This window comes from Salipiger marinus (genome assembly GCF_900100085.1).
In the GTDB taxonomy this organism is placed as follows: Bacteria; Pseudomonadota; Alphaproteobacteria; order Rhodobacterales; family Rhodobacteraceae; genus Salipiger; species Salipiger marinus.
Map to the genome: position 1 here is coordinate 1 of NZ_FNEJ01000026.1, position 26,332 is coordinate 26,332.

Below are 26,332 nucleotides of genomic sequence, written 5' to 3' on the forward strand. Positions count from 1 at the left end.
TGGAGGGCGTCCGGCACGGCCCCGCTCTGGTTCAGGGTTTCCATGATGTCCTCCCACAGCCCTGCCAGTGTCCAGCGCCGGAACTGCCGGTAGACGCTGGACCATTTACCGAACTCTTCGGGAAGATCGCGCCACGGCGCTCCCGTGCGGGCGATCCAGAAAATCCCATCAAGAACAAGGCGGTGATTGGTCGGTTTGCGCCCGTTAGGCGCACGGACTGCCAGAATGAACCGTTCAAAGAACGCCCATTCTTCGTCCGACATAAGATTTCGTGCCAAGCTGGTCTCCATCGTAGACACCAGCTTGAATCATGCCTGTAGCACGATGTGAATCCCTTTTGTCAACACGGCCTAGTCCATCGCCAGAATCATGTTCCGCACCACCGGATAAATCTCGTTTTCCCATTTCCGCCCGTTGAACACGCCATAATGGCCGACATTGGCCTGAAGATGATGGCGTTTGAGATGCGGGCGCAGGCTGCCGCAAAGATCATGCGCCGCAGAAGTCTGCCCCAGCCCGCAGATATCGTCGCGCCCGCCCTCCACGGTCAGCAGCGCCGTCTTGCGAATCTGCCCCGGATCGACCCGCCGCCCGCGCCAGTAAAATTCCCCCCGCGCCAGATCGGCTTTCTGAAACACGCGGTCTATGGTTTCGAGATAAAATTCCTCGGTCAGATCAAGAACGGCGAAATACTCGTCATAGAATTCCTTGATGCGCGCGGCAGGCGCCTGCTCTCCGGCGGCAAGATGATCGTAAAGCTTGCGGTGCTGCGCCTGATGCCGGTCCATGTTCATCGCCATGAAGGCGGTCAGCTGCAGAAAGCCGGGATAGACCCGCCGCCCGCCGCCCGCATAGCGCCCGGGCACGGTGGCGATCACGTTGCGCGCGAACCATGACAGCGGCCTCTGCTGCGCCAGCGCGTTGACGGCGGTGGGGCTTTCGCGCACATCCACCGGCCCCGCCATCAGCACCATGCTGCGCGGCGTGGCGGGATGGCCGTCCTCGGACATGACCGCCACCGCCGCCAGCGCCTGCACGCAGGGCTGGCAGACCGCCAGCACATGCGCACCGGGGTCGATCTCCTCCAGACAGCGGATCACGTAGGCGACGTAGTCATCCACGCCGAAGGCGCCTTCGTCGCGGGGCACGTCGCGGGCGTTTTTCCAGTCGATGACATAGACCTCGTGATCGCGCAGCAGGGTGCGCACCGTGCCCGCCAGCAGCGTGGCGAAATGGCCCGACAGCGGCGCCGTCACCAGCACCTTGGGCTGCGGGCTGTCCATGTCCTTGGCAAAGCGCAGCAGCCGCGCAAAGGGCAGATCCAGCACCACCTCCTCGGTCACCGGCACCACGCGGTTGTCGACCGGCACGCCGGTGATGCCAAAAGCCGGGCGGCTGTGGCTCAGCCGGAAGCGCGACACCATCTCCGCCAGCGCCGCCTGCCGCCGCAGCAGATCGGCCCATGGCCCCGCCGGGCGCGGCATCCCCGCAAGCCCCAGCAGCGCTGCGGTGCGAAAAGGCGCCACAAAATCATCAAAGCCTTGATAAGTTGCATAAAGCACGGCGGCCTCGCCCGTTGTCCTGCAAAAACGCTAGCCACATCGCCGGGCGCCTGCGACAAAATTCCGGCAGGCAGACCGGCCCCGTCGCACGTGGAGACATCATGTCCAAGGCAACGCTCACCATTTCATCGAAAAACTACTCCTCATGGTCGCTGCGCGGCTGGCTGCTGTGCCGGATGGCCGGGCTCGACGTCACCGAAGAACCGGTGGACATGACCGAAGCCTCGGCGCGGCAGGAACTGCTGCTGCTCACGCCCTCGGTGCTGGTGCCGCGGCTGACCCATGGCGATGTCGCGGTCTGGGACACGCTGGCCATCGCCGAATACCTGCACGAGACCTTCCCCAAGGCCGGGCTCTATCCCGCGGATGTGGCCGCCCGCGCGCTCTGCCGCGCAGTGTCCGGAGAGATGCATTCGGGCTTTTACAACCTGCGCTCGGCGCTGCCGATGAACCTCAGGGCGCGGCATGACAGCTTCCGGATCTTCTCCGGCGCGCGGCCGGATGTGGAACGGGTCAAGGCGATCTGGCACGACTGCCTTGACCGCTTCGGCGGGCCGTTCCTGTTCGGCGCCCGCCCCAGCGTGGCCGATGCCATGTATGCCCCGGTCTGCACCCGCTTCCGCACCTATGCCGTGCCGCTGGATCCGGCGCTGCAGGCCTATGCGGACACGATCCTGACCTGGCCGCCGATGCTGGACTGGACCAAGGCGGCGCTGGCCGAGCCCGAAGAGATCGTGGAACTGGAGGTGGAGTTCTAGACCCTAGCGCGCCAGATCGCGGATGCCGCGCTCCAGCCCCGCCAGCGTCATGGGCACCATGCGCCCGGCAAAGATCTCGCGGATCATCGCGATGGACTGGGTTTGCTCCCATTGCCGCTCCGGCACCGGGTTGATCCACAGATGGTCCGGCCACTGGTCGCGCGCCCGCTCCAGCCAGACCTGCCCGGGCTCGGGGTTCCAGTGCTCGTTGGCGCCGCCCGGATAGGCGATCTCGTAAGGGCTCATCGAGGCATCGCCGACAAAGATGCATTTCCAGTCCGGGCCATAGCGGTGCAGCACCTCCCATGTGGGGGTCTGCGCGTCCCAGCGGCGGCGGTTGTCGCGCCACACGCCCTCATAAAGGCAGTTGTGGAAATAATGATGCTCCAGATGCCGGAACTCGCTGCGCGCGGCGGAAAACAGCTCTTCGACCGCCTGCACATGGTCGTCCATCGACCCGCCCACATCCAGAAACAGCAGCACCTTCACCGCATTGCGCCGCTCGGGCCGGGTCATCACGTCCAGATATCCGGCCTTGGCGCTGGCACGGATGGTGCCATCCAGATCCAGTTCCTCCGCCGCCCCCTCCCGCGCCCAGGCCCGCAGACGGCGCAGCGCCATCTTGAGCGTGCGCGGACCAAGATCCAGATCGTCGTCCAGATTGCGGAACTCCCGCCGGTCCCAGACCTTGACGGCGCGGCGGTGGCGGCTCTGGTCCTGCCCGATCCGCACGCCCTCGGGATTGTAGCCAAAGGCGCCAAAAGGCGAGGTGCCCGCCGTGCCGATCCATTTGCTGCCGCCCTGATGCCGGTCGTGCTGCTCGCGCAGCCGCGCCCGCAGCGTCTCCATCAGCGCCTCGAACCCGCCAAGCGCCGCGATCTCGGCGCGCTCCGCCTCGGTCAGATGTTTCTCGGCCATGCGCGCCAGCCAGTCGGCGGGCAGATCCACCGCCTCCAGCACCTGCTCCAGCGTCAGCGCCTCGGCGCCCTTGAAGCTTTCGGAAAAGGCCTGATCGAAGCGGTCCAGATGCCGCTCGTCCTTCACCAGCGCGGCGCGCGCCAGATAATAGAACCCCTCCACATCATAGCGCGCCAGCCCCGCCTGCAGCGCCTCCAGAAAGGTCAGGAATTCGCGCAGCGACACCGGCACCCCGGCGCGCCGCAGCCTGTCGAAGAAGGTCAGAAACATGCGCCACCTCGCGCCCCATCATGGCGCCCCGCAGCCCGCGCCACAAGCGGCTTTCATCTTGCCGGAAAAACTCCGGGGGAAGACCGCCGCAGGCGGGCTGGGGGCAGAGCCCCCGCAGCGCCGGGATCAGGCGAGAAGCTTTTCAAGGATCAGCGTCAGGATGACCCCGCCCAGCCCGAAGGCAATGGCATAGACGGCGGCAAACTGCGCGATATCGGCCCGGTTGCCCTTGCGGCGGCGGGCGGTCAGCCCGCCGATGACAGCGCCCAGAAGGGCGGCAGCGATCACGATCATGGCGGTCTCAGCTTCCTCTCACAGCCTCGGGCAACGGCGCGGCGCGGGTGGCGCCGCAGGGCCCGGTCAGAGCCGGAGCCCTATCCCGGTCCCCCCCGAAAGTCCAGCCGCGCCGCCCGGGGCGCGGCAGAGTGTCCCGCCGCGCCAAGCCCGCCTTCAGCTGCGCTGATACTTGATGAAGGGCGTCACGCGGCCGATGCGGTCGTAAAGCTGCCGGGCCGGGGTGTTGAACTCCTGCGTCAGCCAGTAGACCTGCGGCGCGCCCGCAGCATCGGCCTCGGCATAGACCGCCTCGATCAGCGCGCGCCCCACGCCGCGCCCGCGGCAGGAGGCATCGGCATAAAGATCCTGCAGATAGCAGACATTCTCGATCCGCCAGCAGTGCCGGTGCATCAGACAATGCGCGATCCCCACCGGGCGCCCGTCCAGTTCGGCGACCAGCGCACGGAAATCCTGCGCCTCGTCCCCCAGCAGCCGGGCAAAGGTGGTATCGGCCACGGTCAGCGGCACGGAGGTCTCGTAAAACTCCAGATAGGCGGCCCAGAGCCGCCCCCAGTCCTCGCGGTCCTGCGCCTGAAGCGGACGCACGACGATGCCGGAGGCGGCACCCGGGGCGGGCGCGGAAGACGGGGTGTCGGAAAGGGTCATGGGTCGGGGCCTGCCTGTCTGGGGCCCCGGATGCCTGCGGATCGGGGCGCATGTCTGCCTGATGCCCCGACTATAGGGGCAAAGCCCCCCTGCGGCGCAAGCCCGGATCCCGCCGCCCCGACCCGGGGGCGGCAGCCTGCCTCAGACCATCATTTCCTTGGTGGCCGACAGCCGCACGTCAGGATAGTCGCGCACCACGCGGTCGATGTCCCATTGCAGGCGGGTCAGGAAGACGATGTCGCCATCATTGTCATGGGCGATATGCTGCTTGTTCGCAGTCACGAACCGGTCGACGGCGGCTTTCTCGCCATGCACCCAGCGGGCGGAGGTGAACTGCGACATGTCGAACCGCACCGGCAGGGCATATTCCTGCTCGATCCGCGCGCCCAGCACCTCGAACTGCAGCGCGCCCACCACGCCCACGATGAACCCCGACCCGATGGCGGGCTTGAACACCTTGGCGGCCCCCTCTTCAGCGAACTGGAACAGCGCCTTTTCCAGATGCTTGGCCTTCATCGGATCGCCCGCGCGCACGGTCTGCAGCAGTTCCGGCGCAAAGCTCGGAATGCCCGTCACCTTCAGCACCTCGCCCTCGGTCAGCGTGTCGCCAATGCGCAGCTGGCCATGGTTCGGAATGCCGATGATGTCGCCCGCCCAGGCCTCTTCGGCCAGTTCGCGGTCGGCGGCCAGAAACAGCACCGGGTTGGAGATGGACATGGGTTTCTTGCTGCGCACATGGGTCAGCTTCATGCCGCGCTCGAAATGCCCGGAGGCGAGCCGGACAAAGGCCACGCGGTCGCGATGCTTGGGGTCCATATTGGCCTGCACCTTGAACACGAAGCCGGTGACCTTCGTCTCTTCGGGGGCGATCTCGCGCGGGGTGGCGCGGGTCGGCTGCGGTTCGGGGGCCAGTTCGCCGATGCCGTCCATCAGTTCCTTCACGCCGAAGGAGTTGATGGCCGAGCCGAACCAGATCGGGGTCATATGCCCCTCCAGCACCGATTGCGGGTCAAGCGCGGGCAGCAGCTCGCGCGCCATCTCGACCTCCTCGCGGAGCTTCTCCAGCAGGTCGGCGGGGATATGCTCGGCGAGTTTGGGATCGTCGAGCCCCGAGATCTTGATCGATTCCGCCACCCGGTTGCGGTCGGCGCGGTCCATCAGCTCGAGCCGGTCATGGATCATGTCGTAACAGCCAAGGAAATCGCGGCCCATGCCGATGGGCCAGCTTGCCGGCGTCACGTCGATGGCAAGGTTTTCCTGAATCTCGTCGATGATCTCGAAAGTCTCGCGCGCCTCGCGGTCCATCTTGTTGCAGAAGGTCAGGATCGGCAGATCGCGCAGGCGGCAGACCTCGAAGAGCTTGCGGGTCTGGCTTTCGACCCCCTTGGCGCCGTCGATGACCATGATCGCCGCATCCACCGCCGTCAGCGTGCGATAGGTGTCTTCGGAAAAATCGCTGTGACCGGGCGTGTCCACCAGATTGTAGCGGAAATTCCCGTAATCGAACGACATGGCCGAGGCGGAGACAGAGATGCCGCGCTCCTGCTCCATCTTCATGAAGTCAGAGCGGGTGCGCCGGGCCTCGCCCTTGGCGCGCACCTGTCCCGCCATCTGGATCGCGCCACCGAACAGCAGGAACTTTTCGGTCAGCGTGGTCTTGCCCGCATCCGGATGCGAGATGATCGCGAAGGTGCGGCGCCGCGCGATTTCGGGCGGCAGGTCGGGGCGGTTCGAGGCACTGTCCAGCATGGAGGCGGCTATAGGGCGCGCGCGCCCGCTTGTCCATGGGGAACCAAGCGCGCGCCGGGCGGTTCCTGCCCCAGAACAGGCCCCCGAACGCCCCCCTAATCCGGCTCCGGCCTCAGTCCGAAAGGAAAGACATCATGACCCGCGACCACGGCCCCGCCATCAAGGATGACAAGCTTTACGAAGACCTGCGCGAGAAGGGCAATTCCAAGGAGAAATCCGCCCGCATCGCCAATGCCAAGGCCAATCCCGACATGCACCCGTCCCGCAAGGGCGGTGGGGCCCCGGCCTATGAGGACTGGACCAAGGACGAGCTTTACGACCGCGCCCGCGAGATCGGCATCGAAGGCCGGTCCGACATGACCAAGGACGAGCTGATCGCGGCGCTGCGCCGCCACTGATCCGCGCCGCGCGCCTGAAGCCTCCGGCGGGAGTTTGCCGGGCAAGATGAAGCCTGCGCGTTTCCATTGGCCCCAAATATCCCGGGGGAGGCCGCGCCTGCGCGGCCGGGGGCAGCGCCCCCGGCTTGCCCTCCGCCCCGCGCCTCAGCCGGTGGAGGCGCGCCGCAGCAGATCGGCCGCGTCGCTGCGGCGCAGCAGCGCCTCCTGCACGTCGAAGCCGCTCTGGTCGCTCTGGCTGTGGCGAGGCAGCAGCGCTGCGAGATCGGGGGTCAGCTCGCCGGGCAGGGCGGCACGGGTGCGGCTGTCCACCAGCAGCGATTCCGCCGCGATGCCTTCGGCGTAGATGATCTGGTGATGGTCAAACAGCATGTGGAAATACTCGACAAATCCGCCCTCGACGCGGCGGATGCTGTGGCCATTGACCAGATGCCGCGCCCGCACCAGCAGTTCGGCCCGGCCCGCGCCCAGCCGGTCCTCGCGCTGATAGATGAACAGCCGGTGATCGGGGCTCACCAGCAGGTCGCGCGCGGTGTTGAGCGTGCCCGCGCGGATCAGCACCGGGGCAAAATCCCCGGTGGCGCGCTGGGTGCGTTGGCCGATCCAGCGGATCGGCTGCGGGCCGTCATCGCGGGTCAGGACCATGTCGCCCACGCGCAGCGCCTCCACCGGGCATTGCGCGCCGGTGGCCAGCGTGATGGCGGTGCCGCGGCTGAAGGCGGTGCAGGCGGCCTGCGCAAAACGCCCCAGCGCCTCCTCGGTCGAGATGCCCACCAGCGCGTAATCCTGCCGCGCCACCAGCGGCCCCAGCGGCAGCAGGAACACCGCCACCACGCCGCCCTGCGCGTCGGTTTCCACCAGCACCAGCGCTTCGGTGGTGGCGCCGGATCCGGTCATGAAGGTCAGGCAGCAGTCCAGATGCAGCGCCGCACCCGGCGTGCCGGTCTTTGTGCCGGGCGCAAGCCGGAAGGGCGAGGCGGCGGCGGGAATGAGGCTCAGCCGCTGCGGCTCCGCCCGGGGCGACAGCTGGTAGATGTCGTTCAGCTCCAGCTCTGCGGCAAAGCTGACGCCATCGCCCAGATTGGCGCCTTCGCAGACGCGGAACTGGTCGGCGCCATAGATCGCGACGCTATGGGCGGGGACGCTCTGCAAGGCCTCGGCCATGCCCTGTCTTCTCCCTGTGGGGGTGGCGGTTCTGCGGCGGTCCGCTGGACCTGTCCCCATTGTATCCGATTAAAATGTGTCATCATATGGGTTTGCATCCGGCCATTTGCCGGCACGAGGAGGATTGAGATGGATCTGGGAATTTCAGGAAAGACGGCGCTGGTCTGCGCCTCGTCCAAGGGGCTGGGGCGCGGCTGCGCCGAGGCGCTGGCCGAAGCGGGCTGCCGTCTGGTGATGAACGCCCGCGGCGCCGAGGCGCTGGAGGAGACCGCCGCCCATATCCGCGCCACCTATGGCGTCGAAGTGGTGACGGTGGCCGCCGACATCGTCTCGCCCGAGGGCCGCGCCCGGGTGCTGGAGGCGGCTGAGGGCGCCGAGATCCTCGTGACCAATGCGGGCGGCCCGCCGCCGGGGCTGTGGTCCGACTGGGACCGCGAGGATTTCATCAAGGCGCTGGATGCCAACATGCTGACGCCGGTGGCGCTGATGCAGGCGCTGCTGCCCGGCATGATGGAGCGCGGCTGGGGCCGGGTGGTCAACATCACCTCGCGGTCGGTCAAGGCGCCGATCCTTGCGCTTGGCCTGTCCAATTCGGCGCGGGCGGGTCTGACCGGCTTTGTCGCAGGCACCTCGCGGCAGGTGGCGGAAAAGGGCGTGACCATCAACAACCTGCTGCCCGGCGTGCACGAGACCGACCGCATCCGCCAGATGGACGCGCATGAGTCGACATCCACCGGCAAAGCGCTGGCCGAGGTCAGCGCCGCGCGCGCGGCAGGCATCCCCACCCGGCATTACGGTCAGGCCGAGGATTTTGGCCGGATGTGCGCTTTCCTCTGCTCGGTTCATGCCCGTTACATCGTCGGGCAGAACATCGTGCTGGATGGCGGCGAAACCATCGCCACGATCTGATGGCACGCGGACCGGACGGCACCGGCGGCGGCGCGGGATTCTCGCTCGCCGACCAGCTTTTCAACCGCGCGTCGCTGAGCGATCTGGCGCGCGATTTTGCGGTGCTGCCCGGCTTTGACGCGGAGCGTTTCGTTGAGGCCGCGCTGCCGCGTCTGCCGGGGCTGGGCGTGCATGCGCGGCTGGCGGTGCTGGCCGAGGAACTGGCGCGGCAGCTGCCGCAGGAGTTCCCGGCCATGGCCGAACAGGTGCGGGCGGCGCTGCCGCCCGAGCTTGACCCGACGCGCCGCGACGATGATTTTGGCCGTTTCATCCATGCCGTGCCCGGCGTTCTGGCGGCGCGGCACGGGCTCGACCATCCGGAGGAGGCGCTGGATCTGCTCTACGCGGCGACCAAGCGCTTCAGCATGGAATACGCGATCCGGCCCTTCCTGAACCGCTGGCCGGATCAGGTGGCGGCGCGGATGGATCAGTGGGTGGAGGATCCGCATTATCATGTGCGGCGGCTGGTGTCGGAAGGCACGCGGCCCCGGCTGCCTTGGGGCGCGGGGATCACGCTGGATCCGCTTGTGCCCCTGCGCTGGCTGGACGTGCTGCATGCCGATCCCACCCGGTTCGTCACGCGGTCGGTGGCCAATCACCTCAATGACCTCAGCCGTCCCGCGCCCGAGGCGGTGCTGGAGCGGCTGGCGCGCTGGCGTGCCGAGCGCAGGGCAAAGGCGGCAGAGCTGGACTGGCTGACGCGCCACGCGCTGCGCACCGCCGTCAAGCGCGGCGAGCCGGGGGCGCTGGCGCATCTGGGCTATGCGGCGGATCTGGCGGTGACGGGGCGGCTGGTGCTGGCGCAGGACCGTCTGCGCATCGGCGAGGTGCTGGAATTCACCGCCGAGATCGAAGGCAGCGGGCCGGTGCTGGTGGATTACCGGCTGCGCTTTCACCGGCCCGGGGGCCCGGCGGAAAAGGTGTTCAAGCTGAAGGCGGGGCAGGCGCCGCTGCGCGTGGTCAAACGCCACCGGCTGAAGGGCGATGCCACCACCTTTACCCTGCATCCCGGACGACATGCGGTGATCCTGCAGGTCAATGGCCGGGACGTGGCCGAGGCGGCATTTCAGCTGGAGGCGTGAACCCGCGCCGCCCCTGCGGCGGCGCGGGACGGTCTGTCAGGGGTCAGCCGTCGAAATCGACTTCTTCGATCAGGCGCAGCGCGTCGCCGCGCAGGCCGGCCAGTTCCATCAGGTTGACGTCATCGGGGGTGAAGCTGCCCCAGCTGTTGACCACGTCATCGGCTTCGGTGCCCGGCGCGATGGGATATTCGTAGTTGGCGCTGGCATAAAGCTTCTGTGCCTCGGGCGAGGTCAGGAATTCCATCATCTTCAGCGCGTTTTCGCGGTTGGGCGCCGCCTTGGTCATCGCCACGCCGGAGATGTTCACATGGGTGCCGCCCTCTTCGAATTCCGGGAACAGCACGTTGACGGCGTTGGCCCATTCCGACTGCTCGGAATCTTCCAGCATCTTGCCCATGTAATAGGTGTTGCCCAGCGAGATGTCGCATTCGCCAGACCAGATGGATTTGACCTGCGCGCGGTCATTGCCCTGCGGCTTCTGCGCGAGGTTGGACTTCAGGCCTTCCAGCCAGGTCTTGGTCTCTTCCTCGCCATGGTGGTGCAGCATCGCCGCCACCAGCGCCACGTTATAGTCATGGGTGCCGGAGCGGGTGCAGATGCGGCCTTCCCATTTCGGATCGGCCAGATCCTCGTAGGTGGTCACTTCGGAGGGATCGACGCGGTCCTTGCTGGCATAGACGATGCGCGCGCGGGTGGTCAGGCCGAACCAGTGGTTGTCGGGATCGCGATACTGCGCGGGCACGTTTTCCATCAGCACGTCGCTTTCGACGGCCTGCGTCACGCCCGCATTCACCGCCGCCGACAGGCGAGAGATGTCCACGGTGAAGATCAGGTCGGCGGGGGAGCGGTCACCCTCGGCCACCAGACGTTCTTCCAGACCCTTGTCGATATAGGCCACGTTCACGGTGATGCCGGTTTCTTCGGTGAAGGCATCGACCAGCGGCTGCAGCAGTTCCGGCTGCCGGTAGGAATAAAGATTGACCTCCTGCGCGAGGGCCGGCGAGGCGGCCGTCAGAAGGGCGAGGGCGGTTCCGAGACGCAGCATGGTGTATCCTCCGCTTGTGCTGTGCTTGGTTTCTCGGGGCCCTTAAACCCGACTATTTTTGTCACATCAATCCTTGACTGTAAAACTCAGGAACTTTTGGCGGCTTTTTCCCGAAGTTTTTCCGCGTCCCACAGGGCGTCCATCTCCTCTAGCGTGCTTTCTTCGGGTCGTTTCCCGGCATGGGAGAGTGCGGCCTCCACCGCGCCAAAGCGGCGGGTGAACTTGGCATTGGCGCCGCGCAGCGCCTCTTCGGGGTCGATGCCCATGTGCCGGGCAAGGTTGGCCATGACGAACAGCAGATCGCCAAATTCCTCGCGCCGGTGGTCGGGATCGGTCGCTTCGCGCAGCTCCTGCGCTTCTTCCACGATCTTGTCGATCACCTGATCGGTGGAGGGCCAGTCGAAGCCGACCCGCGCCGCGCGCTTCTGCAGCTTGACCGCGCGCATCAGCGCGGGCAGCCCCAGCGCCACATCGTCCAGCACCCCGCCGCGCGCCTTGGCGGCACGTTCCTGCGCCTTGATCGCCTCCCAGTCGGCGGTCTGCTGGTCGGCGGATTTGTCGCGGCTTTCCTCGCCGAACACATGCGGATGCCGGGCCACCATCTTGTCGGACATGGTGTCGGCCACCTGATCGAAGGTGAAAAGCCCGCGCTCCGCTGCCATCTGCGCATGGAACACCGACTGGAACAGCAGATCGCCCAGTTCTCCCTTCAGCTCGTCCCAGGCCTGCCGCTCGATGGCATCGGCCACCTCATAGGCTTCCTCGATCGTATAGGGGGCGATGCTGGCGAAATCCTGCTCCAGATCCCACGGGCAGCCGGTTTCGGGATCGCGCAGCCGCCGCATGATTTCCAGCAGGCGCGGCATCCCGCCATGGGGATCATGGATCAGATCGCGGGTCATGGACATCTCCGGAAAATAGGTATTGGGTCCGTTCCTGCCCGAGAGCCCTACAGGAGTCCACCCATGCCCATCGTCAACCGGATCGCCGAATTTGCGGACGACATGCGCACATGGCGCCGCCATCTGCACCAGCATCCGGAACTGAGCCTTGACTGCCACCAGACCGCCGCCTTTGTCACCGAACGGCTGCGCGAGTTCGGGGTGGACGAGATCCACGAGGGCATTGCCACCTCGGGCGTGGTCGCGATCATCCACGGGCAGGGCGAGGGCCCGGTGACCGGCCTGCGCGCTGACATGGACGCGCTGCCGATGACCGAGGAAACCGGCGCGCCATGGGCCTCGACCGTGCCGGGGCGGATGCATGCCTGCGGCCATGACGGCCACACCACCATGCTGCTGGGGGCCGCGCGCTATCTGGCCGAGACGCGGAATTTTACGGGCAGCGTCGCGCTGATCTTCCAGCCCGCCGAGGAAACCATCGGCGGCGGGCGGATCATGGTGGAAGAGGGCATCATGGACCGCTTCGGCATCTCCGAAGTCTATGCGCTGCATACCGATCCCGGCGCCGATCTGGGCGTGATCGCCACCCGGCCCGGTCCGCTGATGGCGGCGGTGGATGATTTCGAACTGCGCCTGACCGGGCGCGGCGGCCATGCCGCCCATCCCGATCAATGCGTCGATCCGATCCCCTGCGCGCTGGCCATCGGGCAGGCGCTGCTGTCGGTCCCGGCGCGCAACCTTGATCCGCTGAAATCGCTGGTGGTGTCGCTGACCACGGTGCAGGGCGGGTCGGCCACCAATGTCATTCCCGAAACCGTCTATATGGCGGGCACCGTGCGCAGCTTTGACGCCGATGTGCGCGACATGGCCGAACGCCGCATGCGCGAGATCGTGGCCGGGCAGGCGGCGGCCTATGGACTGACCGCCGATCTGGATTACCAGCGCAACTATCCGCCCACCGTCAACCATGCCGACCAGACCCGCTTTGCCGCCGAAGTGGCGCGCGGCGTGGTCACCACCGTGGACGAGGACATCGCGCCCAGCATGGGGGCCGAGGATTTCTCCTATATGCTGGAGGCGCGGCCGGGTGCCTTTGTCTATCTGGGTCAAGGGGTCGGCGCGTCGGTGCATCATCCGAAATTCGACTTCAACGACGAGGCGGCCCCGCTTGGCGCCTCGTATTTCGTCAAGCTGATCGAGACGCGGCAGCCCTTGCGCGGCTGAGCCGATTGCGGGACAGAGGGGCCGAAAACCCACGCCACGGAGGACAGACATGCCGGTCATCAATTCCATCGCCGCCGATGCGGAGCAGCTGAAGACATGGCGCCGGCATCTGCATGCCCATCCGGAACTGCTGTTCGACTGCGTGAAGACCGCCGCCTTTGTGGTTGAAAGGCTTCGGGAATTCGGCATCTCAGAAATCCACGAAGGCATCGCGCAGTCCGGCGTGGTGGCGATCATCGAGGGCCGCGCGCCGGGGCGCACCATCGGGCTGCGCGCCGACATGGACGCGCTGCCGATGAACGATCTGTCGGGGGCCGACCATGCCTCCACCGTGCCGGGCATGTCCCATGCCTGCGGTCATGACGGCCATACCGTCATGCTGCTGGGGGCGGCCAAATATCTGGCCGAGACCCGCAATTTCGCCGGGCGGGTGGCGCTGATCTTCCAGCCCGCCGAAGAAGGCGGCGCAGGCGGGCTGGCCATGGTCGAGGCGGGCATCATGGACCGCTTCGACATCGCCGAGGTTTACGGCCTGCACAACGCCCCGGGCGATCCCGAGGGCCATCTGCTGACCAATCCCGGCGCGCTTCTGGCCTCTGCCGACAGCTTCCGCATCGACATCGACGGGCAGGGCGGCCATGGCGCCGAACCGCATCGCGCCGCCGATCCGATCCCTGCCGCCGTGGCCATGGTGCAGGCGATCAACAGCATCCTTGCGCGCAATGTCAGCGCGCTCGACCGGCTGGTGATCTCTGTCACCGAAGTGCATGCGGGCACCAGCCACAACATCATTCCCGGCACCGCATGGCTGGGCGGCACGGTGCGCAGCTTCTCGCCCGAGGCGCGGGATCTGGCGGAACGCCGCATCACCGAAATCGCGCAGGCTCAGGCGCAGGTCTTTGGCTGCACCGCGCGGCTGCGATATGACCGGGGCTATCCCGCCACCATCAACCACCCCGATCAGGCGCGCTTCGCCGCCGCCGTCGCGAGGGACGTGGTGGGGGCGGATCGCGTGAACGACGCCTGCGATCCCATTATGGCTGCTGAAGATTTTGCCTATCTGCTGCAGGCGCGTCCCGGCGCCTACCTGTTTCTTGGGCAGGGGGACACGCCCAACTGCCACCACCCCGCCTATGACTTCAACGACGCCATCACCCCCGTTGGCGCCAGCTTCTTTGCGCGGCTGATCGAAACCGCGCTGCCGCTTCAGGAGTAAGCCCGATGGCACTGGAAGACGCCAAGACCCAAGTGGACCACGCCTTCACCCGCGACGACCTCAAGGGGCCGAGTTTCGAGAACGTGTTTGGCGGCGCCACCTCGTTCCTGCGCCGCAAATACACCAAGGATCTGCGCGGCGTGGACATTGCCGTGACCGGCGTGCCCTTCGATCAGGCGGTGACCAACCGCACCGGCACCCGCTTTGGCCCGCGCGCGATCCGCGAGGCGAGCGCGCTGCAGCCCTGCGACGCGCCTTATGGCTGGGGTTATGACGTGCTGTCGGAATTCGCCATCGCGGATGTAGGCGATCTGGCCTTCGACTATGCCAATGTGCCCGCCTTTCCGGCCACGCTGCAGGCGCATGCGCAGGGGATCCTCGATCAGGGGGCGGCGCTGGTGACGCTGGGGGGCGATCATTCCATCACCCTGCCGCTGCTGCGCGCCCATGCCGCCAAATACGGGCCGCTGTCGGTGATCCAGTTCGACGCCCATACCGACACTTGGGCCGATGACGATTTCGACCGCATCGACCACGGCACCTTCATGTATAAGGCGGTGAAGCAGGGGCTGGTGGATCCCGCGCGGTCGGTCCAGATCGGCATCCGCACCGACAATCCCGACACGCTGGGCTTTCACATCCTTGACGCGCGCGAGGTGCATCGCGCCGGGCCGGAGGCCATCGCGGAACGGGCGCGGGCCATCGTCGGCGATCATCCGGTCTATGTGACCTTCGACATCGACGCGCTGGATCCCGCCTTTGCCCCCGGCACCGGCACCCCGGTCTGGGGCGGGCTCAGCAGCCATCAGGCGGCGGTCTGCCTGCGGGATCTTGCGGGCATCACCATGGTCGGCGGCGACGTGGTCGAGGTATCGCCGCCCTTTGACACCACCGGCGCCACCGCCATCATGGGGGCGCATGTGGCAACCGAACTGCTCTGCCTCTGGGGCTGGACCCGGCGGTAACAATATCGGCAACTTCCCGCGAGCGTGCCCGCGTAGGGTTTGCCCGCCGCGGGGAATCGTGGAATCAGGCAAAAGCGGCCCATGACGGGCGCGCGGGCCGCAGGAAAACGGACCCCCGCGCGCCCCCGTGCGGGCCCCGACAGACAAAAGGAGCGCGGCCTTGCGCAAACTGTTCTGGCTGATCGTGCTTGTCGTGCTGGGCGGGCTGGCATGGATCCGGCTTGCGCCCTCGGATCCGGCGGTGTGGAATGTCGATCCGCAGGTGACTGCGGATCAGGATCTGGCGGGGGGCGTGCGCCGCCGCATTCCGGGGGGCGAGACCAGCTTTCAGGCGCTGCACCGCATCATCCTTGAAACCCCGCGCACCGAGGTGCTGGCGGGCAGCCCGGGCGAGGGCCGCGTCACCTATGTGTCGCGCTCGAAATGGATGGGGTTTCCCGATTACACCACCGTGCAGCTGGAGGAGGGCGAGCTGGAGCTTTACGCCCGCCAGCGCTTCGGCCAGTCCGACATGGGGGTGAACCGCGACCGCGTGGAAATCTGGCTTTCCGAGCTTTACCGCGAGGAGTAGGCCCAGTCCACTTGACCGCCGCGCGGCAATGGGGAATGGAAAGCCATGATCCCCAATGACAGACTCCAGCAGATCCGCGAACGGTTCGAGTTTCTCGAGGCCCGCATGGCCACGGGGGGTGGTGACATCGCCGCCCTTGGCCGCGAATATTCCGAACTGCGCCCCGTGGTCGACCAGATCGCGGAATGGCACCGCCTGCAGGCCGATCTGGCCGAGGCCGAGGCGCTGCTTGCCGATCCCGAGATGCGGGCGCTGGCCGAAGAGGAACTGCCGCGCCTGCGCGCCCGCCTGCCAGAGGCCGAACGCGCCCTGCAGCTGTCGCTGCTGCCGCGCGACGCCGCCGATGCCCGCCCCGCCATTCTCGAGATTCGCCCCGGCACCGGTGGCGAGGAGGCGGCGCTGTTTGCCGCCGATCTGGCGCGGATGTATCAGCGCTATGCCGAAGCGCAGGGCTGGCGCTGGGAGGTGATCGAGGATCAGCCGACCGAACTTGGTGGCCTGCGCGAACTGGTGGTGCGGATCGAAGGCGAGGGCGTGTTTGCCCGGCTGAAATACGAATCCGGCGTGCACCGGGTGCAGCGCGTGCCGGAAACGGAATCGGGCGGGCGCATCCACACCTCTGCCGCCACCGTGGCCGTGCTGCCCGAAGCGCAGGCGGTCGACATCGACATCGCCCCCGGCGACATCCGCATCGACACCATGCGCAGTTCCGGCGCGGGCGGGCAGCACGTCAACACCACCGATTCCGCCGTGCGCATCACGCATATCCCGTCGGGCATCGTCGTCACCTCCTCGGAGAAATCGCAGCACCGCAACCGGGAGATCGCCATGAACGTCCTGCGGGCCCGGCTATACGACATGGAACGCCAGAAGGCCGCCGACGCGCGCGCCGGGGCGCGAAAGGCGCAGGTGGGCAGCGGCGACCGCTCTGAACGCATCCGCACCTACAATTTCCCGCAGGGGCGCATGACCGACCACCGCATCGGGCTGACGCTTTATCGGCTGGAGGCGATCCTTGGCGGCGATCTGGACGAGATCATCAGCGCGCTGACCGCCGATGCGCAGGCCAGCCTGCTGGCGGAAATGGCATGACCGGCGCCCAGCATCTGGGCGAGGCGCTGCGCCTTCTGGCCCATGCGGGGGTGCCCGATGCCGCCCGCGATGCCCGCCGCCTGCTGGCCCATGCGCTTGATCTGTCGCCCGCGCGGCTGACGCTGGCGCTGCCCGACCCGCTGCCCCCCGAAGTGGCGGAGCGGTTCCATGCGCTGGTCGCCCGCCGCGCCGCGCGCGAACCGGTGTCGCATCTGACCGGGCGGCGTGCCTTTTATGGTCGCGATTTCCATGTCACGCCGGATGTGCTGGATCCGCGCCCCGAAACCGAAACGCTGATCGGCGCGGCGCTGGAGCGGCGCTTTGCCCGGGTGCTGGATCTGGGCACCGGCTCGGGCTGCATCCTGCTGACCCTGCTGGCGGAACGGCGGCAGGCCAAGGGGATCGGCACCGATCTGTCGGATCCGGCGCTGGCGGTGGCGCAGCGCAATGCCGCAGCGCTGGGTCTGACCCCGCGCGCCCGCTTCGCGCAGGGCAGCTGGTGGGATGCGGTGGAGCCCGAGGCCCGCTTCGATCTGATCGTGTCGAACCCGCCCTATATCGCGCAGGCCGAACTTTCCGGTCTCGCGCCCGAGGTGCTGGACCATGAACCGCGCATGGCGCTGACCGATGATGCCGACGGGCTCTCCGCCTATCGCGTCCTTGCGGCGGGTGCGCTGCGGCATCTGGCGGCGGGCGGCGCGCTGATGGTCGAAATCGGCCCGCTGCAGGGTGATGCGGTGGCCGGACTTTTTGCCGCAGCCGGGCTCTGCGACATCGCGGTGCTGCCCGATCTGGACGGGCGCAGCCGGGTCGTCAGCGGGCGCCTGCAAGCGGTTTGACACCGGGATCCCCGGGAAATCCGGTGGAAAACCGCGCATTCGCGGCGTTTTTCCCTTGTCAGGCCCGGCCTGACATGGTTAGCAGGAGGGGTCGGCGCGGTGGATGCTTTACGGCGGTCCCGCCCGACACCAACCCGACATTGGTGTGACCACGGGCAGGAAGACAGCGCCGCATCCGGCGCAGCCCAGCGGTTACAGGGACAGTCAGATACAAGGCTGATAGCAGACAAGATGCGATCATCGAAATCCCGCTCGCGGTCGAAGAACAACCGCAACCGCAATCCGCTTGGGAATGTTGTCAACCGCGTGTTTGACAGCAGTGGTCCCGAGGGAAAGGTGCGCGGTACACCTCAGCAGATCATCGACAAGTATAACCAGCTGGCGCGCGACGCCTCTCTGGGCAATGACCGTGTCGCTGCGGAGAATTTTCAACAGCACGCGGAACATTACATGCGGATGCTGTCCGAGGCCCAGAAAGAAGCGGATCAGCGCCGCGAACAGCAGGAACGCGAAAACCGCGACCGGCAGGCGCAGCGCGACCGCGACCGGGGCGACCGCAGCGACCGTGACCCGCAGCAGCAGGGCCGCAGCGATCAGGATGACGGCGCCGAAAACGCCGCACCCGCCGCAGCCCCGCAGCCGCCGCGCGAACCGGAGCAGCCGCAGCGCGCCACGCCCGGCTTTGGCGACCAGCCCGACGTGCTGGATCTGGGCGCGGATGACAGCGAAAGCGGTCTGGTGGAAACGCCCGAGGACCGCGCCGAGGTCAAGCCGGAGCCTGCCGCCGAACGCCCCGCGCCGCGCTCGCGCAGCCGTGGCGGCGCCAAGCCCGCGCCGAAACCCGCCGACGCCGCAGAGCCCGCGGCAGAGCAGGCCGCACCCAAATCCGAGGACAAGCCGAAGCGCCCGCGCAAGCCGCGCAGCCGCAAGTCCGACACCGCGGCTGATGCCGCGCCCTCGGCCAGTTCGGCACCCGACGCGGCGGAATAACGCCGCCACCGGCTGCTGCAGACAGGAAGGCCCCGCCGCAAGGACGGGGCCTTCTGCTGTCTGGTGGTCTTGCCGTTACGGCCGGATCAGCGCGCCAGTTCGCGGGCCAGACGGCAGAACTGCTCCAGCGACACCTGTTCGGCGCGTTCGGTGGGAGCGATGCCCGCCGCTTCCAGCCGCGCCTCGATATCGGGGGCGAGCCCCTTCAGCGCTGCGCGCAGCATCTTGCGGCGCTGGTTGAAGGCGGCGGCCACCAGCCGCTCCAGCACCGCCGCATCGGCGGGATAGCGCGGCTCGGGCAGGGCCTTCAGATGCACCACCGCCGAGGAAACCTTGGGCGGCGGGGTAAAGGCTTCGGGCGGCAGGGACAGCACGATGCGCGCCTCGCAGCGCCACTGCACCAGCAGCGCCAGCCGACCATAGGCCTTGGATCCCGGCTGCGCCACGATCCGCTCGGCCACCTCGCGCTGGAACATCAGGGTCAGCGTGCTCCAGACCGGCGGCCAGTCGCGCGGCGTCAGCCAGCGCACCAGCAGTTCGGTGCCGACATTATAGGGCAGGTTGGCACAGATCGCGATGGGCGGGCGCAGATGCGCCAGCGCGTCCACCTCCAGCGCATCGCCGGAAATCACCTCCAGCCGCCCGGGATAGGCGGCGGCGATCTCGGCCAGCGCGGGCAGGCAGCGGCTGTCCTTTTCCACCGCCAGCACCCGGCGCGCGCCCTCGGCCAGAAGCCCGCGGGTCAACCCGCCGGGGCCGGGCCCGACCTCCAGCACGTCCATGCCCGACAGATCCCCCGCCGCCCGCGCGATCCGCGCGGTCAGATTGAGATCCAGCAGAAAATTCTGCCCCAGCGATTTCTTGGCGCTCAGCCCGTGGCTGGCGATCACCTCGCGCAGCGGCGGCAGCCCGTCAATGGCGGCCATGGCTCACCTCGTCTCCTGTGGCGCGGCAGGCTGCCTCCGCCGCTTCTTCTTGGCAAAAATATCCCGGGGGAGTCCGCCCCCGGCGGACAGGGGCAGAGCCCCCTTCTTCTCGTCTTGTCCGTCTTTGACGGACGGGGGCAGAGCCCCCTTCGTCAAGTCCTGTCCGCCCATGTCGGACGGGGGCAGAGCCCCCAAACTCCAGACCCTTCATCCCCGGCCCAAGGACAGGTCCCGCGCCATGCGCAGGGCGGCGAGGGTCGAGGCGACATTGGCCAGCCCCTTGCCGGCGATGTCAAAGGCGGTGCCGTGATCGGGCGAGGTGCGCACGAAGGGCAGGCCCAGCGTCACGTTCACCCCCTCGTCAAACCCCAGCGTCTTGACCGGGATCAGCGCCTGATCGTGATACATGCAGACCGCCACGTCATAGCGGGCGCGGGCGGCGGCGTGGAACATGGTGTCGGCGGGCAGGGGGCCGCGCAGATCCAGCCCCTCGGCGCGCAGCCGTTCCAGCACCGGGGTGATCAGCGTCATCTCCTCATGGCCCATGCGCCCGCCTTCGCCCGCATGCGGGTTGAGCCCGGCGACGGCGATGCGGGGCTGCGGCACGCCAAAGCCCGCCATGGCGTCATGGGTCAGCCGCAGCCGCGCCTCCAGCAGCGCGGGGGTCAGGGCGGCGGGCACGTCGGACAGCGCGATATGGATGGTGATGGGCACCACCTTCAGCGCATCGCAGGCCAGCATCATCACCACCTCGGGCACGCCGCCCAGATGCGCCAGAAATTCGGTATGGCCGGGAAAGGCAAAGCCGCAGCCTTCGGCCAGCGCCTGTTTGGAAATGGGCAGGGTGCAGAGCGCCGCCGCCTCGCCGCTCTGGCAGGCCGCAACACCGCGTTCGATCGCGGCGACCACGCCCGCCGCCTGCGCGGGCTGCGGCGTGCCGGGCACGCGGGGGCCGGGCATGTCGAGCGCCAGCACCGGCAGGCCGCGGGCCGAGGCCGCGACCGCCTCTCGCGGATGGTCCACGATCACATGCGGCACCCGGCCCGGCAGATGTCCGGGCGCGCCGATCCAGAAAAACGGCAGGCTGTCGCGCAGCGCCTCCCATGCCGCTTCGGCAAGTTCGGGGCCGATGCCCGAAGGTTCGCCGCAGCTGAGCGCGATGGGGGCCGGGCTCATCGCTCCACGATGCGCGCATCGGCGCGCAGCTGGGCCAGATAGCTGTCGGCAAGCTGGCTGAGACGCTGGTTGCGCAGCCCGTTCAGCACCTGATCGCGATCCGCGCCTTCGGCCACGGCAGAGGTGCGGTTGCACAGCATCAGGAACACCAGCGTCTGGCCATTGGCGCGGGTCAGCGCGGTGGAAACCTCGCCGGGATCGAGCTTCGACAGCTCATAGGCGACATCGGTGGGGATCTCGGCGGGGGGCAGGGTCACCCGTTCCAGCACCTCGGGCGGCTGGCCCTTGGCCGCGCCGTAAAGATCGTCGCAGCGGTCGACCTGACTGGCGAGCACGCGGGCGCGGGCCAGCGTTTCGGCAGAGCGCCCGCCGGGCAGGTAATAGGCGGCATAATCCACCGACGCGACCTCTGCCGGGGTGTAGCCCGACTCCTCCAGCCCGCGCAGCTGGAACAGCGCGATGGCACCGGGGATCGGGATGGGCTGGGTCACCTCGCCGGGCGCAAGCCCGAGGATCAGCGGCTGCAGCACCGGCGGCAGTTCGGTCAGATCTTGCCACGGCAGGCGCCCGCCTTCGCCACGGGTGGCGGTGGCGGAATATTCGCGGGCCTGCGCGGAAAATTCGGATTCCGACCGCATCTGCGCGATGCGGCTGGCGCGGGCGCGCACGGCCTCTTCCTGACCCGCCGGCATCGGCATGATGATTTCCGACAGCAGCACCCGCACGTCGGACCCGCCGCCGCTGCGCGACAGGGCGCGGTCGATCTCGGCCTCCGAGACATCGGCGCGGGCCTGAAACCGCGCGCGCACCAGTTCGCGCCATGCAAAGCCCGCCCGCACGAAATCGCGGAAGGTTTCCTCGGCCACGCCGCCCTGCGCCAGTGCCGCCAGAAACTCCTCGCGGCTGAGATTGGCGCGGCCCGCGAATTCGGTCATGCCGTCCAGCACCTGTTCCTCGGTGGGGTCGATCCCGGCATCAAGGGCGGCCTGCATCCGCAGCCGGTCGTCGATCAGCTGCTGGCGGGCTTCGGTCTGCGGATCGCCGGGCTGGTTCAGCACCTCGATCATGCGGGCGCGCTGGTCGATCTCGTAATTGGTGATGACCATGTCATCGACCTGGATCGCCGGGGAGAAAAGACCCTGCGCGGGCGCCATGGCGGGGGACAGGGCAAGCCCTGCAGCCAGAATCACGCTGCGGAAAAGGCGGGCGGACATCACTTGCATGTGCGTCGATACTCCTTGGCGCTTTCCGCAGTGCCGAACCCAGTCAGCGCCACGGTCAGGCCGAAATCGGTGGACGGTTCCAGGTTAGTGGAGGAGGCAAACCGGCGCGAGACCGAAAAGCCCACCTGGACGCATTCGTTGCGGTATTGCAGGCCAAGGGCCGCGCGGTCAAGCCGCTGGTCGGCAAGGTCGTAGCGCCATTCGGTGTCGCCGGTCCAGTTGGCATCGATCCGCCACGTGCCGTCCAGCGACCATTCGGCCTGCGTCTCGTCGCGGTCTTCCTCGGGATCGTTGACCAGCAGCACATAGGAGGCGCCAAAATCCAGCCGGGAGTTGGACCAGCCCCCGCGCGCCTCGGCCTTGTTGAACTCGGCGCGTTCGTCCAGAAGGCCGCGCGCCGAAATGCTGAGCCCCAGCGGATTGGTGAAGCGGCCCGCCACCAGCCAGTCGGAATCGCGCGAATCAAGCCCGGAGGAGCGGGTGAACTCGTCCTCCAGCTCGTCGCGCCAGACCCGGCCCAGCACCAGACCCGTGGTCCAGCCTGCGGGGGCTTCGTGCAGCATGCGCAGGCCAGCGGCCAGCGTGCGCCCGTGCTCGCGCCGGTCGGGAGAGGAAAAGCGCTGCAGCGACAGCAGGTTGCCTTCGTCGAATTCCGGGCGGGTGCTTTCGTCATTGGGAATGTCGGGACGGCTGCCGCCGACCCAGCCGAACTGCAGCAGCGGCTCCAGCAGGGTGCGGCCCTCGGCGGCCTGCCGGACCAGCGGCCAGCGCAGATCCAGTGCCACGCCGGGGGTGGCGCGGGTCACGTCGCTTTCGGCGGAGGAGTCCTGCCGGATGGCGAAACGGTCCACCCAAAGCTCGGTCAGCACGCCCGCGCGCAGGCCGCCGGGCAGGGTCCAGCGCCGCCGCCAGCTGGCCTCGGCGGTCAGCCGCGCCACGTCGCGCCCCAGCTCGTCCTCCTCGGACTGCCGGTAATGGCCGTGCAGATCGGTGCCCAGCCGGAACTCGCCGCCAAGCCGGGCGGGAAAGAAGCGCCGCTCATAGCCCAGATCCAGAATCCATGACGGCAGCAGCGCGTCCTGTTCGCTGGCGCGCAGCGACTGGTAATGCGTGAGCCCGGTGCGGAACAGGTCGCGCGACCGCGCCCGGCTGAGGGTCACGCTGCTGTCGAGCCGTTCAAGCGAGGCATAGTCGTAATCGTTGAGATAGGCCTCGTCGGTCACCGCCTTGAGATCGAAGTCCAGATCGAACCCGCTCCGCAGCGCAAAGCCGCCTTCGGCAAAGACATAGCCGCGCAGTTCGTCATCCAGCAGCGTGTCGCGGGTCAGCGCGCCGTTCACCTCCAGATCGCCATTGGCGAAGGCGCGGCGGTAGCGCGCTTCCAGCGTCTTGGTCACCGGCGAGACATAGGGGGTCAGCGTCACGTCCTGATGCGGGCCAAGCGGGATGAAATAGGGCAGCTTCACCCCGAAGCCCAGCAGGGTGGAACTGCGCACGCTGGGGATCAGGAAGCCGCGCGCGCGGTTCAGGGTGGGATCGGGCAGGCGCAGGCTGGGCACCCAGAACACCGGCACGTCCAGCACGCGCAGCTGCGCGCCTTCGAAATAAAGCTGGCGGGCTTCCTCGTCATGCACGACGCGCTGCGCCCGGATCTGCCACAGCGGCACTTCGTTCGGGCCGCTGACCTGACAGGAGGTGACGGCGACGCGCGACAGCTGGGTGAAACGGTCGGCCTCGCGGCGCGCCTCCACTGCGGCCAGCTGCAGCTGTTCGTCCATGATCATGCGGGCGCCCTGCAGGATGCCGTTGCGCAGGCCCTCGTCCAGTTCGGCGCTGTCGGCCAGCAGCAGGTTGCCGCTGGCATCGGTCAGCCGCAGAGGGCCTTCGATCTGCAGCGTGTCGGCCTTCTGGTCATAGGTGATGCGGCGCGCGGTCAGGCGGGTGCCGTCCTGCAGCGCCTCGACATTGCCGGTGGCGACAAGGCGGCTGCCATCTTCGACAAACACCTGATCCGCGACCAGCAGCGCGGCGCTGGACTGCGTTTCGGCGGTGGCCTGCGCGTGCAGCAGCGCGGGAAACGGCAGCGTCAGCGGCAGGCCAAGGGCCAGGGCTGCGGCAAGCGCACGGGTGCGGGGGGTCATCCTTCCTCCATCTGCAGCACCAGCCCCAACGCCAGCAGCAGCGAAGCGACGGGGGGAATCCATGCGGCAACGATCGGGTTCAGCTGCCCGTTCTCGCCGAGGATCTGCGCAAAATTCCTGATGTAATAAAGCCCGAAGCCCAGCAGGATCGACGACAGCACCGCAACACCGGTGCGGCCCAGACGGCTGGGGCGCATGGTGAAGCCCGCCGCCACCAGCACCATGGCCACCAGAAACACCGGCTGTGCCAGTTCCATCTGCAGCCAGACCACATGGCGGCGCGCGGAAAAGCCCGCCTCCTCCAGCCCGCGGATGAAGCGGGGCAGTTCCCAGACCGGAATGGCGGAGGGCTCGCCGAAGCGGTCGCGGATGCCGTCCTGCGTCAGCGTCGAGGGCAGGCGCAGTTCGTCATAGCTTTCGGAGCCGGTTTCGGGGTTAAGGCCCGCGGTCAGCGGCCATTGCTTGGCCTTGGTCAGCAGCCAGTCGCCCCCCGACAGCCGCGCCTCCTCGGCCTCGATGCGGCGTTCGGGCCCGCCCTCGGCGGTGTAATCCACGAAGGTCACGTCATAAAGCACGGAGGCATCGGGATTGGTGCGCGCGGCGCGGATCACGATCTGGCCTTCGGGACCGCCCTGCCGCAGCCACAGGCCTTCGGGGCCGATGGACAGCACCGAGCCGCTGTCATTGCGCCATGCCTCGTCCAGATCGGCGGCGCGTTTGGAGGTGGCGGCGACGATGGGATTCAGCATGGCCACCGCCAGCAGCGCCAGCGCCAGCGCCACGCCGACCGGGCCCATCAGCGCCGCCAGACCGGAGCGGCCCGCCGCGCGGCTGACCACCAGTTCCGAACTGCGCGCGAGCGAAATGCACAGCGCCACCGTGGCGAGGATCATCACCAGCGGCAGGATGGTATAAAGCCCCTCCGGCAGCTTCAGCAGGGTGATCTGCACCACCTGCCCGAAGCTCACCGTCTCGTCGAAGCGGCGCAGCTGTTCGACCAGATCGACCAGACCCAGAAACAGCGCGAAAACGGTGAAGATGCTGAGGAAGAACTTCAGGAAGCGCCGGGCGAAATAGAAATGCAGGATCATGCCGTCTGCTCCTGCGGCGGCGCGTTCCGGCGCGGGCGGCGCGGACTGGCAGCGCGCCAGAGCAGCCCCGCCGTGATGGTCATGCCCAGCAGGCTTGGCACATAGATCAGCGGCCAGAGCGCGGCGCGGTCGCGCACCGGATCGGCCACGGCGCTTTCCACGATCTTGAGCAGCACCAGCAGGAAGATGGCGCCGACGATCTGCTTGGTCACGCCGAAGCGCGAAAACCCGCCGGTCATCAGCGCCGCATAGCCGATCAGCGCCGCCACCACACAAAGCAGCGGCTGTTCAAAACGCATATGCGCCTCTTCGAGGATCTCGCCGGGGCTATCATTGACCTCTTCGGCCACGGCCTCGGTGCGAGTCAGCAGCTCCCAAGTGGAGATCTGGCGGGCGCGGCGGCCCGGACGGTCATCGGCGGTGATCATGCCGGAAATGTCATAGGTCAGATCGTCGAAATTGGTGGTGGAAAGGGTCTGCGTTGCCTCCTGCAGCGTCTGCGCCATGCCCGACACCATGGCGAGCCGCGTGGTGTCGCCGTCGCGCAGCAGATAGGCGGCGCGGGCGGTATAGGTCACGGTGCGCTCCGGGCTGCGGCGGTCGGACAGGAACACGTCCTGCAGTTCGCCCTCGGGGGTGATGTCGCGGATGTAGAAGGTGACGCCGGAGACGGGATGCAGGAAGGTGCCTTCGTGCAGCAGCCGCGCCGAGACCGAGCCCGAGATCTCTGCCTCGCGCTCGCGCAGCTGCGCCACCGAGGCGGGGACCAGCCCATGGGTCAGGATTGCCATCATGGTGCCGATGATCAGCCCGAAGGCCAGCACGGGCCGCGCCAGCCGCCACGGCGAATAGCCCGCCGCCTGCACCACGGTCAGTTCCGAGTCGTTGGAGGCGCGGTTGGTGACATAGACCGAGGCGGCGAAGCCCGCCATCGGCAGCACGATCGCCACCACCGCCGGCAGGCTGAGGGCGGTGAATTCCAGAAAGATGCCCCCCGAATGGCCGTCGGCGATCAGCCGCCCGAACAGGGTCACCGCGCGGTTGACCCAGTAGACCAGCACCAGAACCAGAGCGGAAAACCCGAACAGGACCATGAGCTGCGACAGCATGTATCTGTCGAATCTCTGCACGCCGTGATGTCCC

At 67.7% G+C, this 26,332-nt stretch carries 25 protein-coding genes and 1 pseudogene; 11 read left to right on the forward strand and 15 right to left on the reverse strand.

Going from position 1 to position 26,332, the window contains the following annotated elements; translation table 11 throughout:
* Together BLR51_RS21980 and BLR51_RS21985 are read right to left on the reverse strand one after the other, a co-directional pair.
* A partial coding sequence (locus tag BLR51_RS21980) for a transposase (protein WP_131821866.1) occupies positions 1-290 on the reverse strand: 290 nt, incomplete at its 3' end.
* 60 nt (positions 291-350) lie between these two features.
* On the reverse strand, positions 351-1,562 hold the full coding sequence (locus BLR51_RS21985) for a polyhydroxyalkanoate depolymerase (protein ID WP_089851045.1): 1,212 nt from the start codon (positions 1,560-1,562) through the stop codon (positions 351-353).
* A gap of 101 nt (positions 1,563-1,663) precedes the next feature.
* On the opposite strand from BLR51_RS21985, the gene BLR51_RS21990 reads away from it, so the two are divergent.
* On the forward strand, positions 1,664-2,320 hold the full coding sequence (locus tag BLR51_RS21990; protein ID WP_089851047.1) for a glutathione S-transferase family protein: 657 nt from the start codon (positions 1,664-1,666) through the stop codon (positions 2,318-2,320).
* 384 nt (positions 2,321-2,704) lie between these two features.
* Here the strand turns inward: BLR51_RS21990 and BLR51_RS21995 are convergent.
* From BLR51_RS21995 to BLR51_RS22010, 4 genes and pseudogenes are all read right to left on the reverse strand, one after another.
* Positions 2,705-3,508, reverse strand: a pseudogene (locus tag BLR51_RS21995) (VWA domain-containing protein); the annotation flags it as partial.
* A gap of 126 nt (positions 3,509-3,634) precedes the next feature.
* Positions 3,635-3,802, reverse strand: a complete 168-nt coding sequence (locus BLR51_RS22000) for an apolipoprotein acyltransferase (RefSeq protein ID WP_089851051.1) — start codon at positions 3,800-3,802, stop codon at positions 3,635-3,637.
* A gap of 156 nt (positions 3,803-3,958) precedes the next feature.
* Positions 3,959-4,450, reverse strand: coding sequence for a GNAT family N-acetyltransferase (locus BLR51_RS22005; protein ID WP_089851053.1), 492 nt, complete (start codon positions 4,448-4,450; stop codon positions 3,959-3,961).
* Between the two features lie 141 nt (positions 4,451-4,591).
* Positions 4,592-6,199, reverse strand: a complete 1,608-nt coding sequence (locus BLR51_RS22010) for a peptide chain release factor 3 (RefSeq protein WP_089851055.1) — start codon at positions 6,197-6,199, stop codon at positions 4,592-4,594.
* A gap of 134 nt (positions 6,200-6,333) precedes the next feature.
* On the opposite strand from BLR51_RS22010, the gene BLR51_RS22015 reads away from it, so the two are divergent.
* Entirely contained in the window at positions 6,334-6,597 is a 264-nt protein-coding gene (locus tag BLR51_RS22015) for a DUF7218 family protein (protein ID WP_089851057.1), read from the forward strand.
* 144 nt (positions 6,598-6,741) lie between these two features.
* Here the strand turns inward: BLR51_RS22015 and BLR51_RS22020 are convergent, their stop codons facing one another.
* Positions 6,742-7,758 carry a Hint domain-containing protein gene (locus BLR51_RS22020; RefSeq protein WP_089851059.1) on the reverse strand — a complete coding sequence of 339 codons (1,017 nt, stop codon included), beginning with the start codon at positions 7,756-7,758 and terminating at the stop codon, positions 6,742-6,744.
* Positions 7,759-7,887: 129 nt separating this feature from the next.
* On the opposite strand from BLR51_RS22020, the gene BLR51_RS22025 reads away from it, so the two are divergent.
* Positions 7,888-8,667, forward strand: a complete 780-nt coding sequence (locus BLR51_RS22025; RefSeq protein ID WP_089851061.1) for an SDR family oxidoreductase — start codon at positions 7,888-7,890, stop codon at positions 8,665-8,667.
* Positions 8,667-9,788, forward strand: a complete 1,122-nt coding sequence (locus BLR51_RS22030; protein WP_089851063.1) for a YhaZ family DNA alkylation repair protein — start codon at positions 8,667-8,669, stop codon at positions 9,786-9,788. Before BLR51_RS22025 ends, BLR51_RS22030 begins: the two co-directional genes overlap by 1 nt.
* A 43-nt stretch (positions 9,789-9,831) precedes the next feature.
* On the opposite strand, the gene BLR51_RS22035 is transcribed toward BLR51_RS22030, so the two are convergent.
* Both BLR51_RS22035 and mazG read right to left on the reverse strand, forming a co-directional pair.
* Positions 9,832-10,833 (reverse strand): Fe(3+) ABC transporter substrate-binding protein, encoded by a 1,002-nt coding sequence (locus tag BLR51_RS22035; RefSeq protein ID WP_207543675.1) that lies wholly within the window; start codon positions 10,831-10,833, stop codon positions 9,832-9,834.
* Between the two features lie 86 nt (positions 10,834-10,919).
* Positions 10,920-11,735, reverse strand: coding sequence for a nucleoside triphosphate pyrophosphohydrolase (mazG, locus tag BLR51_RS22040; protein ID WP_089851187.1), 816 nt, complete (start codon positions 11,733-11,735; stop codon positions 10,920-10,922).
* Between the two features lie 63 nt (positions 11,736-11,798).
* Here mazG and BLR51_RS22045 point away from each other — a divergent pair, with 63 nt between their 5' ends.
* The 7 genes from BLR51_RS22045 (at position 11,799) to BLR51_RS22075 (ending at position 18,632) form a co-directional block, all read left to right on the forward strand.
* Positions 11,799-12,959, forward strand: coding sequence for a M20 aminoacylase family protein (locus BLR51_RS22045; protein ID WP_089851065.1), 1,161 nt, complete (start codon positions 11,799-11,801; stop codon positions 12,957-12,959).
* 49 nt (positions 12,960-13,008) lie between these two features.
* Positions 13,009-14,175 carry a M20 aminoacylase family protein gene (locus BLR51_RS22050; RefSeq protein WP_089851067.1) on the forward strand — a complete coding sequence of 389 codons (1,167 nt, stop codon included), beginning with the start codon at positions 13,009-13,011 and terminating at the stop codon, positions 14,173-14,175.
* Positions 14,176-14,180: 5 nt separating this feature from the next.
* The gene (speB, locus tag BLR51_RS22055; RefSeq protein WP_089851069.1) at positions 14,181-15,140 is read left to right on the forward strand and encodes an agmatinase; all 960 of its coding nucleotides are present in this window, start codon (positions 14,181-14,183) and stop codon (positions 15,138-15,140) included.
* A gap of 160 nt (positions 15,141-15,300) precedes the next feature.
* Complete coding sequence (locus tag BLR51_RS22060; RefSeq protein WP_089851071.1) at positions 15,301-15,711, forward strand: DUF1499 domain-containing protein; 411 nt, start codon at positions 15,301-15,303, stop codon at positions 15,709-15,711.
* Between the two features lie 45 nt (positions 15,712-15,756).
* Positions 15,757-16,803: a peptide chain release factor 1 gene (gene prfA, locus BLR51_RS22065; RefSeq protein WP_089851073.1), complete on the forward strand. Its 1,047-nt coding sequence runs from the start codon at positions 15,757-15,759 to the stop codon at positions 16,801-16,803.
* Positions 16,800-17,642: a peptide chain release factor N(5)-glutamine methyltransferase gene (prmC, locus tag BLR51_RS22070; protein WP_089851075.1), complete on the forward strand. Its 843-nt coding sequence runs from the start codon at positions 16,800-16,802 to the stop codon at positions 17,640-17,642. The genes prfA and prmC overlap by 4 nt, the downstream gene beginning before the upstream one ends.
* 231 nt (positions 17,643-17,873) lie before the next feature.
* Positions 17,874-18,632: a DUF4167 domain-containing protein gene (locus tag BLR51_RS22075; RefSeq protein WP_089851078.1), complete on the forward strand. Its 759-nt coding sequence runs from the start codon at positions 17,874-17,876 to the stop codon at positions 18,630-18,632.
* 86 nt (positions 18,633-18,718) lie between these two features.
* Here the strand turns inward: BLR51_RS22075 and rsmA are convergent, their stop codons facing one another.
* From rsmA to lptF, 6 genes are all read right to left on the reverse strand, one after another.
* The gene (gene rsmA / locus BLR51_RS22080; protein ID WP_089851080.1) at positions 18,719-19,558 is read right to left on the reverse strand and encodes a 16S rRNA (adenine(1518)-N(6)/adenine(1519)-N(6))-dimethyltransferase RsmA; all 840 of its coding nucleotides are present in this window, start codon (positions 19,556-19,558) and stop codon (positions 18,719-18,721) included.
* 207 nt (positions 19,559-19,765) lie between these two features.
* A complete protein-coding gene (gene pdxA, locus BLR51_RS22090) occupies positions 19,766-20,734 on the reverse strand; it encodes a 4-hydroxythreonine-4-phosphate dehydrogenase PdxA (RefSeq protein WP_089851085.1) in 969 nt (322 codons plus the stop codon).
* Positions 20,731-21,957: a peptidylprolyl isomerase gene (locus BLR51_RS22095; RefSeq protein WP_089851087.1), complete on the reverse strand. Its 1,227-nt coding sequence runs from the start codon at positions 21,955-21,957 to the stop codon at positions 20,731-20,733. The genes pdxA and BLR51_RS22095 overlap by 4 nt, the downstream gene beginning before the upstream one ends.
* A complete protein-coding gene (locus BLR51_RS22100) occupies positions 21,948-24,098 on the reverse strand; it encodes an LPS-assembly protein LptD (RefSeq protein ID WP_089851089.1) in 2,151 nt (716 codons plus the stop codon). The genes BLR51_RS22095 and BLR51_RS22100 overlap by 10 nt, the downstream gene beginning before the upstream one ends.
* Positions 24,095-25,189 carry an LPS export ABC transporter permease LptG gene (gene lptG, locus BLR51_RS22105; protein WP_089851091.1) on the reverse strand — a complete coding sequence of 365 codons (1,095 nt, stop codon included), beginning with the start codon at positions 25,187-25,189 and terminating at the stop codon, positions 24,095-24,097. Before lptG ends, BLR51_RS22100 begins: the two co-directional genes overlap by 4 nt.
* Positions 25,186-26,298: an LPS export ABC transporter permease LptF gene (gene lptF, locus BLR51_RS22110; protein ID WP_089851093.1), complete on the reverse strand. Its 1,113-nt coding sequence runs from the start codon at positions 26,296-26,298 to the stop codon at positions 25,186-25,188. The genes lptG and lptF overlap by 4 nt, the downstream gene beginning before the upstream one ends.
* Between the last annotated feature and the right edge of the window lie 34 nt (positions 26,299-26,332).